Raw genomic sequence first — 13,330 nt, 5'->3', positions numbered from 1 at the left:
CAATATTCCTCCTTAAAAGAGATCGTTACTATCTACGATAAGGGCGACGCGACCGTCACCAAGAATGGTCGCACCAGAGATAGCTGGAATCCCTTCAAGATACGTACCGAGCGGTTTCATGACAATTTCTTGTTGACCGATCAAATCGTTGACGACGACGCCGACGAGTTTGTTGCCTTTTCGAACGACGACGACCGGGAATTGCGACTTCGTCTCTGATTCGATGCCAAACATTTCTTTCATGTAGACGAGTGGGACCAGTTGACCACGGAAGTCGAAGACTCGCTCACGGTGTGCTGTCAAAATGTCCGCTTCATCAAGTAATGTCGTCTCAAGGATCGATGTCAATGGAATCGCATACGATTCCTCTCCCACTTGAACGAGCATCGCCGAGATGATAGAGAGGGTGAGCGGTAAGCTGACCTGGAACTTCGTGCCTTGTCCCCCAACCGTCTCTAGAGAAACGACCCCACCGAGTGACTCGATTTTATTTTTGACGACATCCAGTCCGACACCGCGTCCTGACAAGTCAGTGACCACGTCTGCCGTCGAGAAACCCGGAGCAAAGATCAGCATCGCCAATTCGTTCTCAGACATCGTCGTCGCTTCTTCATCTGTGATCACGCCGCGCTCCAACGCTTTCGAGCGAACCTTGTCGACGTTGATGCCGGCACCGTCGTCCTCGATTTCAATGAAGACTCGGTTTCCGCCGTGATACGCACGGAGTGCAAGCATGCCCTGCTCCGGTTTTCCGGCTTGAAGACGTACTTCCGGACGTTCGATGCCGTGATCGATGGCGTTACGGATCAAGTGGACGAGCGGATCGCCAATTTCATCGATGACCGTGCGATCGAGTTCTGTTTCAGCACCTGAAATGTCCAACTGGACTTTTTTATGAATCTCTTTTGCGACCGAACGCACCATTCGTGGGAAGCGATTGAACACTTGTTCGATTGGCATCATCCGGAGGGTCAAGACGAGTGATTGTAACTCGTTCGTTCCCCGCTTGATTTTTTCGACCGTTTCATTCAATTCTGGTTGACCGACTTCGTCGGCCAGGCGCTCAAGTCGTCCACGGTCGATAATGAACTCTTCAAACAAGTTCATCAAACGATCAATTCGTTCTAAGTTGACGCGAATCGTTTTTGCTTGTGCTTGAGCGGCTACTTGCTCTTTCGTATCTTTCGCTTCTTCCTTGTCCGAGGTAGCTTGAACGACGGGTTCAGGTGCAATCGTCTCCGCTGTCACAGCGACTTCTGGCTCACTGACCGCTGTTTCTGTAAACGCATTGACTTCGACACGCTCCACTTCCGATACTTGAGCGATGGCATGTTCAATCACTTCTGCCGTCTCTTGTGACAAGAATAAGACGTCGAACGACAAGTCAAATTGCTCTTGTTCGATTTCTTCTGTCTCCGGGTGTGTGCTGACGACCTCACCTAGTTCTTGAAGGCGATCGAATACCATATACGCACGGGCCGCTTTCAAGACGACCGCGTCAGACAGTTTGACTGTGATTTGATACGCCTCAAAGCCCGTCTGTTTGGCTTGCTCGATGACCGAGTTCGTATATAAATCAATCTCAAACGTGCTCGTCTCTGAAGTTTTTTCGACTGCGACTTCTTTCCCACCGATGAAGGATTGGAATGCGGCGACCGTTTCTGATACATCCACGTTCGCGCCTTGTCCTCCGCTTTCGATGTCCGCAATCATGTCTTCCATCTGTTCCATAGCGATGAACATCGTATCCAACAAGAGTTGGTTACTTTCCTTTTTGCCGCCACGGACGAGGTCGAGCGCGCTCTCCATCTCATGTGTCAAGTTGGCAACGCGTTCGTACCCCATCGTCGAAGACATCCCTTTTAGTGTGTGTGCCGACCGGAAGATCTCCTGTACAACATCCGCCCCACCCGATTGTTCTAATTTAAGTAACTGTGTGTTGATCGATTGGATATGTTCTTGGGATTCATCTAAAAACAACCCTAAGTATTCATTCACGTCCATCTCATTTGCCTCCCTGTCGTTATACTCGGTTCCACTGTTTTCGTAAGTTCCCCATCAAACGGTCCATCAAGTGACGTGGTTTCGGAGGCGTACCCGTAAGCGTTGTCAAAATTCGTTCGAGGCGCCAGCTAATATCACTCTTTCGGTTGTATTGATAAAACGGGACTTGGGCGATGACTGCCTTTCTGACAGATGAGTCGTCTGGTAGAAAGCCGAGGAATCGAATCGTCTTATTTAAAAACTGTTTACATGCGACTTCCATCCGTTCGAAACATTGAAGGGCTTCCTCACCGGACTGGGCTCGGTTGACGATGACGCCAAGCGGTAAGTCCGGGTACTGATGGTGCACCAGTTTCGTATATGCATAACCGTCCATTAGCGAGGTAGGTTCTGGAGTCAAAATCAAGAACATCTCATCGCAACCCGCGATGAATTGGAGTGAGGTGTCCGTCGCTCCAGCCCCCATATCGAACAGGACATAATCATATTCGGTCAATACTTCGAGTTCTCGCATGAGAAATTGCATGTCATCATCTGAGAGATGGACGAGTTGGTCCTGCCCACTCCCTCCATGTAATATATCGACACCATATACATTTTTCTGAACAGCTGCAGCCAATGGAATACGAGCTTTGACGGTCTCGATCATCGTTCTGGACTTCATGGCATTCATCAAGATGTGCACATTGGCCATTCCGATGTCAAAGTCGACAATCAACACTCGTTTTCCGAGTTCAGCTAGTGCGATGGCCGTGTTTACACAGACGTTCGTCTTTCCGACCCCACCTTTCCCACTCGCAAAGGCGATTGTCGTCGGATGGGCAGCATTGATTGCTCTTAAACGCCTTGCTTGGTCCATCTCGCCCACCCTTCTTTCTCAAACAGTCGTTTCGTCAATACGTCCGCATGTCCCCGAATCAAATCGTCCGGCACTTCTTGGCCGTCTGTCATCCAGGCGACCGGAAGACCGCTCTTTTTCACCATACGGTACATCGCGTGGATATCACTTGTCTCGTCCGCCTTCGTGAAAATGAGTGAGTTAAGAGGTAATGATTCGAATTGCGAATAGATCATATCCATGTCCTTCGTTTTGGATGTCAAACTTAAAACGAGCGAAAGGCTTGTTTCAGTGAAGTCGTGATGTTCATGAAACTGTTCGACGTAAGCCGGATCGCGGAAATTTCGTCCCGCCGTGTCGATTAGCACGATGTCTTTACGAGCAAACAATTGCTTGGCACGCTTGAAGTCATGAAAGTCATATGCCACTTCCACCGGAATACTCATGATTTCAGCATACGTCTTCAGCTGTTCGATGGCAGCGATTCGATACGTGTCGGTCGTAATCAATCCGACCGTTTTGCCTTCCGTCAGTTTGAAGTGCGCCGCAAGTTTGGCGAGCGTGGTCGTCTTACCGACCCCCGTCGGTCCAACGACCATAACATATCGTTTAGCTTCAGGCGGTTCAATGAACGACGATTTGACTTGTTCGTAAACGAAACGTTCAGCTTCTTCTACAGATTTTGTCGTGTAGTATAGTTCGTTCAGCGTTTCCTCCCACGACTCATCCGCAAAGGATTCAGTCGAGAGCAGCGATTCGACGTGTTGCAACGAGGCGTGTAGTCTCGGTCCCGCTCCTCCGATCACACGTGGTGGCGTCTGCGTCACGACAGGTGGTGTTGGTGCGGTCCGAACAGGGACAGGCTGTCGTGGCTTTGTGACGACTTGCTCTTTTTCGAGGGCTGCGATGACCTCCACTTGCTTTGACGCAAAGAGACCGAACCATCCTGTCTTCACTTGTCGTGAGTTGAGGATGACCGCTTCGTCTCCGAGCTCTTGTTTCACTTTCGCCATCGCATCGGCCATGGTCTTCGCCGTAAACTTTTTAATCTGCATGTTAAATCACCCCAATACTTTTCACTTCGACGGAACTGAGTAATTCGTTATAAGCCAATACCGGCACATCTGGATAATACCGTTCGAGTAATTGACGAACGAACAGACGAATCGTTGGGGAACATAAAATCACAGCCGATGCCCCATATCGTTCAAACATCGACAGTTGTTCGCCAGTGCGCTCGATAATCTCTCGAGCTTGCTCTGGGTCGAGCGCCAAATAGTTCCCGAACTCCGTTTTCTGAACCGCATCTTGCACCGTCTGTTCCGTCTGTCCGCCGAGTGTCACGACGTAAAGGGGACCTTCAGGTGGTTTGACTTGATCGGTCAATTGACGGGACAAGCCTTGACGGCAATACTCTCCTAAGATTTCCGCATCTTTCGTCACTTTTCCGTAGTCTGCCATCGTCTCGAACAGAAGCGGCAAGTTTCGAATGGAAACACTTTCTTGGAGTAAGTGGCGCAACACTTTCTGAATTTCGCCAATCGAAAGGACTGACGGCGTCACGTCCTCTACGAGAACCGGATGCGTCTCTTTCAGGTGCTCGACGAGTTGTTTCGTCTCTTCCCGACCGAGTAAATCTGCCGCATGTTTCTTCAACGTCTCGGTCAAGTGAGTCGCGACAACAGAAGGCGGATCAACGACGGTATACCCGCTCATTTCTGCCCGAGTTCGTGTTTCTTCATCAATCCAAAGGGCAGGAAGACCGAATGCTGGTTCCGTTGTTTCAATTCCATATACCTCAGGGTCTTCGATGCCCGGGCTCATCGCCAAGTAATGATCCAGCAATAGCTCTCCCTCTGCAACGACGTTCCCTTTGACTTTGATTCGGTACGCGTTCGGTGATAACTGCAAGTGATCGCGAATCCGGACCGTCGGTAAGATGAAGCCAAGCTCGAGTGCGAGTTGACGACGAATCATGACAACGCGGTCTAACAAGTCACCGCCTTGAGACTCATCTGCAAGCGGAATCAAGCCATACCCGAATTCAAATTCAATCGAGTCAATCTGCAACAGCGAGACGACTGATTCTGTCGGCGCTGTCGATGGTTCCTCTTCGAGCATCGGCTCTTCCGTTGCCTGACGGATATTTCGACGCATCGTGTAGGCGCCGAAGAATGCCGTTCCGGCAATGATCATCGTCACAGGAAGTAGGGGCGGTGATACAAAACCAAGCATGAAGACAATCGACCCGGCGATATAAAGGAGTGATGGGTTTTGACCGAGCTGGTCGATTACGTCTTCCCCTAAGTTTCCATCCGAGACGGCACGGGTCACGATGATCCCGGTTGCGGTCGAAATCAAAAGTGCTGGGATTTGACTGACCAAGCCATCCCCGATTGTCATGAGTGAGAACGTTTGGAACGCTTCCCCAACTGGTAATCCCATTTGAACGACACCGATGATAATCCCGAAGATCAAGTTGATCGTAACGATGATAATACCAGCGATGGCATCTCCTTTAACGAACTTCGATGCCCCGTCCATTGATCCATAGAAGTCCGCCTCGCTTTGAATTTTACGGCGACGCATCTGGGCTTCTTTGTCGTCAATTAAACCAGAGTTCAAATCGGCGTCGATGGCCATCTGTTTCCCCGGCATCGCATCGAGTGTGAAGCGAGCAGATACTTCCGATACACGCTCTGCTCCTTTCGTGATGACGACGAATTGAATGATGACAAGAATCAGAAAGACGACAAATCCGACAAGGACATTTCCGCCGATGACGAAATCACCGAACGTCGCAATGACTTCCCCACCATAACCGTTCGATAGAATCGAACGGGTCGTCGATACGTTCAAACCAAGACGAAACAACGTCACAATCAATAAGAGAGAAGGGAATACGGAGAAGTCGAGTGCTTCCCGGGCATTCATCGCCACAAGTAGAATCATGATGGCGATCAAAATATTTACGATGATTAAAAAGTCTAATAAAAACCCCGGTAGCGGGATGATCAGCATGATGACAATCATCAACACACCAATCAAAATTGCAAAGTCTTTCGCTTTTACTGCCAACACATACTCCTCCTCAAGACGGTTGCTTCATTTGATAGACGAATGCCAGTACTTCCGCAATGGCTTGATAAAACGATTCGTCTACCACTTCACCGATGTCGATTTGCGCATAGAGCGCTCGCGCGAGTGGTTTATTTTCAACAATGGCCACGTCATGTTCTTTTGCGACATCTCGAATATGAAAGGCGACCCGGTCGACCCCTTTGGCGACCACGAGCGGCGCAAAATCTTTCGTGTCATCATATCGAATGACGACCGCATAATGGGTCGGGTTCGTGATGACGACATCGGCATTCGGTATCTCTTGCATCATCCGTCGCATCGCCATTTCCCGTTGTTGCTGTTTGATTTTAGATTTGATGAGTGGGTCACCTTCCGTATTTTTGTACTCATCTTTAATATCTTGCTTAGACATTCGGATCGATTTCTCGAAATCAAATCGTTGGTAGAATAAATCGAGTAGTGCAAGTGCGAGCAAGGCGACACTTACCCAAAGACCAAGTTCGATTGTGATACTCGCGAGTGCGACAATCGATTCACGAACTTGTTCGACGGCCATCCGAGACAGTTCTTTCTGATTTTTCCAAAGGACAGCGACAGCGGTTGTCAGGATGATTAACAATTTGAATAAGGACTTTAAAAATTCGACGACCGCTTTCATACTGACGATGCGTTTGACCCCCTTGATCGGGTCGATCCGCTCAAGCTTTGGTTGAATGGCTTCTAAAGAAAATAACGTTCCGATTTGTAGGTAATTGATGAGAATCCCAAACACGACGGCGACGATAAAGAACGGGGCCAAAATCAAACCGACACGGAGCATTAAGTCGACGACCATATCCGACATGCCGCCCGTCACGTTAAACAATAAATACTCTGGGCTGAGTAAATCGCTGATTAAAGAAAGCAATTGCTGCCCAATCACGGGACCGAAAAAAGATAACATGAGAAACATCGCAAAAAGTGCGAACGCTCCAGTCAAATCGGCTGACTTGGCGACCTGCCCCTTCTTTCGGGAGTCTTCCCGTTTACGTGGCGTCGCTTTTTCTGTCTTTTCACCTGCAAAAAACTGTAGATTGACCGATAAAGGATATAGAGGCTTCTTCATGAGGCGTCTCCTAATATGAGCATAAAGTCGTGCATCACTTCTTGTAATAGCGGGATGAACTGGCTGATTCCTGTCAATGTCAATCCCATCAATAAAACCATGACGGCAAAACCGGCGATAAGTTTAAATGAAAATCCGATGGCAAAGATATTGAATTGCGGTGCTGACTTCGCTAAAAAACCGAGAGCTAAGTCCACAAGCAGTAAGGAAGCCATCATCGGCAACGCCAATTGCAACGCGACCATCATTGTCATCGTGACGACTTTTACAGCCATCATCAATGAAGCTTCAGTAAAGTTGATCATCGGTTGGCCAGGCGGATAGATTTGAAAGCTATAATAAATGCCGTCAATCAGCAGAAGATGCAGGTTGCTCGTCAACAAAATGAATAGCGTAAAAATATAATAAAATCGTCCAATCAATGGTGATTGACCGCCAAACATCGGATCATATGCGGATGCCATCGCTAATCCGAGCTGTAAATCGATGACCCCACCGGCAATTTGCGGTGCAAAAAATAGGATGTTGATCAACAGTCCGAGTAAAAGTCCGATTATGACTTCATAGACGACTTGCAGGACAAACGCATTGGTCATTTGAATTGGCTCGGTCAGTGTGAACATGGCATAGTATGCTAAAAACGCACTGAACGCGACGCGGTGCATGACCGGTAATTGTCTCGTCGAGAACAACGGGACACTGACAAAAAAGCCAGACAGTCGCGCGAACGTTAATCCATACATACTGATGAAGTCGACTGCATTCATTTCGAAGCAACCTCGACCATCAACTCAAAAATCAAACGCGTGAACCCTTCAATCTGTTGAAGCATCCACGGTCCAAAAATGACGAGACCGATAAAGACCGAGATAATTTTCGGAACGAACGATAACGTTTGTTCTTGAATTTGAGTCGTGGCCTGTAAAATCGAGATCACGAGACCGACGATCAGTGAGATGAGTAGAAGTGGCATTGATATTTTTAATAAGGTCCACACACTCTCTGTCGCCAAATAGATGACCATTTCTTGTGTCATGTCCGTTCCCCCTACATACTTCTAAGCAATGATTCCACAATCAAGTGCCAGCCATCGACCAATACAAACAATAATAATTTAAACGGCAGTGCAATCATGACTGGAGGAAGCATCATCATCCCCATCGACATGAGGACACTCGCGACTACCATATCAATGATTAAAAACGGTAAGAAAATCATGAAGCCGATTTGGAAAGCGGTCTTCAACTCACTGATCGCATAAGCAGGAACCAAAGCGAGGAGAGGTACATCATCGAGTGTCTCCGGCTGCTCGTAATTCCCATACTTTAAGAACAGTTGTAAATCTTCTTGTCTTGTATATTTCGACATGAACTCTTTCATCGTCCCACTTGCCTCATCGAACGCCTCATTTTGTGAGATCTTGTCATCGAGGTATGGTTTTAATGCGTTCTCATTTAAGTCAGAGAGAACTGGAGACATGACGAACAGTGTGATGAACAGTGCCAATCCGACAATCAATTGGTTCGGTGGCGTTTGCTGTGTACCGAGCGCCGGTCGAATGAATGACAAGACGACCACGACACGGGTAAAGCAAGTCATCAAGATTAAAAAGGATGGTGCGAGCGTCAGCAATGTCAACAAAATCAATAGCTTGATGGATGTCGATGTACTGTCCGGTGTTTCTAAATTGATCAATTGCTCAAACGTTGTCATGATTTCTTCCTCACTTCTTCTAGCTGAGCGAGTTGTTTCTTAAAGGTGTCTAAAAATGCATTCGAATTTGACGTTCGGAGTGACAAGGTTTCCGTTTGCTCTTCCTCCATCGTGTCCACATCAAGTCGATCGATCAGTTGAATCGAATCGCCGACACCGAGTACATATACCTGGTCACCGAGCTTCACGAGCTGAACAGAGCGGTCTTTCCCAAGAGGGACGCCTCCGAGATGTTTCATATGTTGAGTCGCTTTCACGCCTTGTGTTTTGGAACCGAGCCAACGCATCAAAACGATAAATCCGCCGACCACGACCACGAGACTTAACACGACTTTCACGCCATTGCCAATGGTTGACGCTGTCGTTGGAACGTTACTTTCCTGTTCATCTGTCTGTTGTTGCTCGAATTGTTGGTCTACGGTGGCGGCCTCAACCGTGGTTGGACCGAAGAGCCCAACCACGAGAAGAATAATCAACCACCATTTCTTCATTGTGCGACCGTTTTAGAAACTGCTTCGATGACACGCTCTGCATTGAAAGGCTTGACGATAAAGTCTTTTGCACCAGCTTGAATGGCATCGATGACCATCGCTTGTTGTCCCATCGCTGAACACATGATGATTTTCGCATTCGAGTCGAAGCTACGAATTTCTTTCAATGCTGCGAGTCCATCCATCTCAGGCATCGTGATGTCAAGTGTGACGAGATCCGGTGTGAGTTCACGATATTTCGCGACAGCGTCCGCTCCGTTTTCCGCCTCACCTACTACGTCGTACCCGTTCTTTGTCAAAATGTCCTTAATCATCATACGCATGAACGCTGCGTCATCTACTACTAATACTTTTGCACTCATTCTAAATTCCTCCTTAAACGATTCCGATCCGCTCATGCGGTTGAATAATTTCTGTTACACGTACCCCAAAGTTTTCTTCAATGACGACGACTTCTCCTCTAGCGATTCGCTGTTGGTTGACATAAATGTCTACCGGCTCACCTGCTAATTTGTCGAGTTCAATGATGGAGCCTTGTGATAACTCAAGTACTTCCCGAACGGATTTTTTCGTTCTTCCTAACTCTACTGTCACGTTTAACGGGACATCATACAGCAACCCAAGATTTGCTGGGGCCGTTTCTTGTGACGCCGGTGATTGGAGTGGCATGAATTCCGCCTGACTCACAGCTACTTCCGGCATAGATTTTTGCTTGTTTGGTTGTGGGGCAACGGACTGTGCTGGTTGTTGTGCTTGCGGCTGTGGTTTCGGTGCTTCCGCTTTCGGCTGCTCTTTTACCGGTTCTGATGCCGCTTGGACCTCTCCAGTCGCTTTCATCAACTCGTCGACTAACTGCTTTCCAAACTGAATTGGTGCAATCTGGACAATCGTTGAATCAATCAACGTGCCTACTTTGAGATTGAACTCAATGAGTACCATCGTCTCCCATAGTTCAAGGCGATCGATGATTGTCTGATTCTTTGTTGCATCAAACACTTCGACAAGCGGTGGCGAGATGTCAATTTTCTTCGAAAATACCGTCGATAAAGACGTTGCTGCCGCACCCATCATTTGATTCATCGCTTCTTGAACAGCTGATAAACGAATCTCATCAAGGCTCTCCGGATCAACATTCTCTCCACTTCCACCTAACATGAGGTCAGAGATGATTGCCGCATCTTCGCGAGTCAATACGAGAACGTTTTCCCCTTGGATTCCTTCTGTATAGCCAACTCGAAGTGCCACGTGAGGAGTGGGATAGCGTTCGCGTAACGCTTCAATTCTCACTTCACTGACAACCGGTGTCGTAATTTCAACTTTCTGTTGTAATAATGTTGACAAGGCTGTTGCCGAGTTCCCGAATGAAATATTCCCAATTTCTCCGAGTGCGTCGCTCTCCATCGAATCTAAATGTTCTTCTTTTGCTTCGACTTCTGGCGTCGGCGTATTGTCGCTTGTCCCACGTAATAACGCATCAATTTCATCTTGTGACAGCATCTCACTCATTGCTCTTCCTCCTTCACACGGTGAAGCACTTGAACCGCCATTCGCTTCCCGCTCACACCGACTTGCCCTTTAAATACTTTATTTTCCCCCACCATGACGGACAGAGGTTCTTTTGCTAATTGATCGAGTGCCAAACAATCTCCGACTTCTAGATGCAACAAATCTCCAAACGTGATTGTCGTCCCACCGAGTAAGGATACAACTTCGACTGTCGAGTTCATCAATTGAGCTTTAAGTGGCTCTTTACTCGATTGACTCGCATTCCGTCGATTCGCTTCTTGCATCCAATAATGACTCGATAGTTTGGACAATACCGGTTCGATTGTCACGAATGGAAGACAAACGTTGATGGTTCCGCTCACTTCACCAATCGTCACACCAATCGAAATCAAGACGACCGTTTCGTTTGGTGAAACGAGTTGCAGGAACTGCGGATTCACTTCAACAGCTGACATTTCTGCTTTAATCTCAGCAATCGATTCCCAAGCATCCCCATAAGTCGAAAAGGCTCGTTTGTACAATTGCGTCAAAATCCGCATCTCAATTTCGGTGAACGATTCGATTTTATCCATCTCGACACCAGGACCTCCGAGTAACCGGTCTAGCATCGCGTATGAGATGTTCGGATTGACTTCGATGATGAATCGTCCGTTTAACGGTGGCGCCTCAATCAAGTTGATCATCGTCATGCTCGGAATGGAATGAATGAATTCATCGTACGGTAATTGTTCGACCGAGTTGACCGAAAACTGAACATATGTGCGAAGTTGAGCCGAGAAAAATGTCGTGAGCATTCGCGTGAAATGTTCGTGAATCCGAGTTAAGCTGCGAATTTGGTCTTTTGAAAATCGAACGGCTCGCTTGAAGTCGTATTGTCGAACTTTCTTCTCTTCCTCTTGCGCGAGAAAGGAGTCCGCTTCGACATCCCCACTGCTTAAAGCAGATAGTAAGGCATCAATTTCTTGTTGAGACAGTACTTCTCCCATGATGCCACCTCACTGAATAATTTTCTTCGTCATATAGACGCGTTGGACTTCACCTTCTTCAAGCAGTCCGTTAAGTTGTTCTCGTAATGTTTGTTCGAACTTTTGCATATCTTCTTTTGTTGCCAATTGGGCTTTCGTCATCCCGGATAAATCACCCAAAATGACGTTGTGAACTTGGAACTTGCGTAGTTCTAAATTCTCTTTCGTTTCAGCCGAATCTGTGACAATCGTAAATTGAACGTTGATGAAACGCTCGTCTTGAATGTTGGTCGTCATGTCATCAGTCATGAAACTCCGTTCTGCCAACTCTTCAGCTGTGACAGGTTTCGTTTTAGCAGTGACGTTATCACCAAAGACATATTTGTAAGTCATGAAACCGGCACCGCCCATGACGAGCAGGACGACAAGCAGGATGATTACGACTTTTAGGCCGCCACCTTTTTTCTTTTCTTCTTCACTCATCTTCTTCACCTCTTGTGAACATCGTTCCGACTAAACCGATTGAGCGGTAAAAGGCTTCAGTTCGTTCAATGATTTGATCTTTCGTTTCTTTTACGAGATATGTTTTGCCATTAAACAATTGGATGATCGTGTCGGGCTCTGCCTTCACCGTTTCGATGAGCAAAGCGTTCAGCACGAACTCCTCACCGCGAAATGCCGTGACGCGAATCATCAGCGTTTCAAGTTGACGAGCTCTTGAAGGATCTCGTCCGATGTTGTGATAATGCGTGTGTTCGCCTGGAATCCACGCTGTGCCACGATCATTTCTGTGAACTCTTCTGAAAGGTCAACGTTTGACATTTCGAGTGCGCCTGAGACAAGTTCACCACGACCGTCAGAACCAGGTACACCAAACTGTGGAGCACCGGAGTTTTGCGATTGTACGAAGTTGTTGGCACCGACTTTTGATAAACCGGCGTTGTTCGAGAAGTTCGACGTCACGATATACCCAGCGATTTGTAATTCACCCGCACCATCAACAAAACTAACTTGTCCGTCTTTACTGATTGAAAGTGAACGAGCATCTGTTGGGATTTTAATTCGTCCATACTCAGGTGCTTTTGCAGTAGTATCATCCGCTGCATAGAATGCCAAATCTGCTCCTGGTCCAGTGAAATCTCCTGCAACTGGAGTCGCAGCCACTCCTGGAGTTCCAGATGCTGGCAAAGTACTAGTCCGTGATCCAATGAGGTACGTACCGTCGCCCGTCACCAAGTTTCCTTGATTGTCCGTATAGAAGTTCCCTGCTCGAGTGTATTGGATTTGACCATTGACCATCGTCGCATAGAATCCTTCACCTGAAATCCCGACATCAAGCGCACGCCCTGTATTTTGCATTGCGCCTTGGTTATATACGTTATCGACCGTCGCCATGGTGCCCCCGAGACCGACTTCCTTCGGGTTAATACCACCTGTTGTCGCATTCCCAGCCGACGCACTTCCGACTTGCTGGCTAACGAGATCTTTAAAGGTAACGCGCCCTTTTTTATAACCAAACGTATTGACGTTGGCGATGTTGTTCCCGACGACGTCTAGCTTCGATTGGAAGTTCTTCAATCCACTGATTCCTGAGTACATTGCTCTTAACATAATGCATTCCTCCTAT

General features: G+C 47.6%; 15 protein-coding genes. All 15 read right to left on the bottom strand.

Annotated features, from left to right (window positions below):
• Positions 1-12 precede the first annotated feature (12 nt).
• The 15 genes from F3H97_RS03340 to flgG are packed head-to-tail and all read right to left on the bottom strand — an operon-like array spanning position 13 to position 13,314.
• Complete coding sequence (locus tag F3H97_RS03340) at positions 13-2,004, bottom strand: chemotaxis protein CheA (protein ID WP_159562098.1); 1,992 nt, start codon at positions 2,002-2,004, stop codon at positions 13-15.
• 19 nt (positions 2,005-2,023) lie between these two features.
• A complete protein-coding gene (locus F3H97_RS03335) occupies positions 2,024-2,863 on the bottom strand; it encodes a MinD/ParA family protein (RefSeq protein ID WP_074037232.1) in 840 nt (279 codons plus the stop codon).
• Positions 2,842-3,897: a flagellar biosynthesis protein FlhF gene (locus tag F3H97_RS03330; protein WP_196430549.1), complete on the bottom strand. Its 1,056-nt coding sequence runs from the start codon at positions 3,895-3,897 to the stop codon at positions 2,842-2,844. Before F3H97_RS03330 ends, F3H97_RS03335 begins: the two co-directional genes overlap by 22 nt.
• A 1-nt stretch (position 3,898) precedes the next feature.
• Positions 3,899-5,920, bottom strand: a complete 2,022-nt coding sequence (flhA, locus tag F3H97_RS03325) for a flagellar biosynthesis protein FlhA (RefSeq protein WP_159562096.1) — start codon at positions 5,918-5,920, stop codon at positions 3,899-3,901.
• A gap of 13 nt (positions 5,921-5,933) precedes the next feature.
• Positions 5,934-7,028: a flagellar biosynthesis protein FlhB gene (gene flhB / locus F3H97_RS03320; RefSeq protein ID WP_159562095.1), complete on the bottom strand. Its 1,095-nt coding sequence runs from the start codon at positions 7,026-7,028 to the stop codon at positions 5,934-5,936.
• Positions 7,025-7,795: a flagellar biosynthetic protein FliR gene (fliR, locus tag F3H97_RS03315; protein WP_196430547.1), complete on the bottom strand. Its 771-nt coding sequence runs from the start codon at positions 7,793-7,795 to the stop codon at positions 7,025-7,027. The genes flhB and fliR overlap by 4 nt, the downstream gene beginning before the upstream one ends.
• Complete coding sequence (gene fliQ, locus F3H97_RS03310) at positions 7,792-8,064, bottom strand: flagellar biosynthesis protein FliQ (RefSeq protein ID WP_015881403.1); 273 nt, start codon at positions 8,062-8,064, stop codon at positions 7,792-7,794. Before fliQ ends, fliR begins: the two co-directional genes overlap by 4 nt.
• A gap of 11 nt (positions 8,065-8,075) precedes the next feature.
• Positions 8,076-8,741 carry a flagellar type III secretion system pore protein FliP gene (fliP, locus tag F3H97_RS03305; RefSeq protein WP_074037237.1) on the bottom strand — a complete coding sequence of 222 codons (666 nt, stop codon included), beginning with the start codon at positions 8,739-8,741 and terminating at the stop codon, positions 8,076-8,078.
• Positions 8,738-9,232, bottom strand: a complete 495-nt coding sequence (locus F3H97_RS03300; protein ID WP_196430546.1) for a flagellar biosynthetic protein FliO — start codon at positions 9,230-9,232, stop codon at positions 8,738-8,740. Before F3H97_RS03300 ends, fliP begins: the two co-directional genes overlap by 4 nt.
• Positions 9,229-9,594, bottom strand: coding sequence for a response regulator (locus F3H97_RS03295; RefSeq protein WP_015881400.1), 366 nt, complete (start codon positions 9,592-9,594; stop codon positions 9,229-9,231). Before F3H97_RS03295 ends, F3H97_RS03300 begins: the two co-directional genes overlap by 4 nt.
• A 13-nt stretch (positions 9,595-9,607) precedes the next feature.
• On the bottom strand, positions 9,608-10,738 hold the full coding sequence (gene fliY, locus F3H97_RS03290; protein WP_159562094.1) for a flagellar motor switch phosphatase FliY: 1,131 nt from the start codon (positions 10,736-10,738) through the stop codon (positions 9,608-9,610).
• Entirely contained in the window at positions 10,735-11,724 is a 990-nt protein-coding gene (gene fliM / locus F3H97_RS03285; protein WP_159562093.1) for a flagellar motor switch protein FliM, read from the bottom strand. The genes fliY and fliM overlap by 4 nt, the downstream gene beginning before the upstream one ends.
• Positions 11,725-11,733: 9 nt before the next feature.
• Positions 11,734-12,186, bottom strand: coding sequence for a flagellar basal body-associated FliL family protein (locus F3H97_RS03280; RefSeq protein ID WP_015881397.1), 453 nt, complete (start codon positions 12,184-12,186; stop codon positions 11,734-11,736).
• On the bottom strand, positions 12,179-12,397 hold the full coding sequence (locus F3H97_RS03275; RefSeq protein WP_031421671.1) for a flagellar FlbD family protein: 219 nt from the start codon (positions 12,395-12,397) through the stop codon (positions 12,179-12,181). Before F3H97_RS03275 ends, F3H97_RS03280 begins: the two co-directional genes overlap by 8 nt.
• Complete coding sequence (gene flgG / locus F3H97_RS03270) at positions 12,397-13,314, bottom strand: flagellar basal body rod protein FlgG (RefSeq protein ID WP_074037241.1); 918 nt, start codon at positions 13,312-13,314, stop codon at positions 12,397-12,399. Before flgG ends, F3H97_RS03275 begins: the two co-directional genes overlap by 1 nt.
• Positions 13,315-13,330 lie beyond the last annotated feature (16 nt).

The organism is Exiguobacterium sp. SRB7LM (assembly GCF_015712685.1).
Classification (GTDB): Bacteria; Bacillota; Bacilli; order Exiguobacteriales; family Exiguobacteriaceae; genus Exiguobacterium; species Exiguobacterium profundum.
Note: the sequence above shows the minus strand (reverse complement) of the source record. Positions and strands in the feature narration are given on the sequence as shown.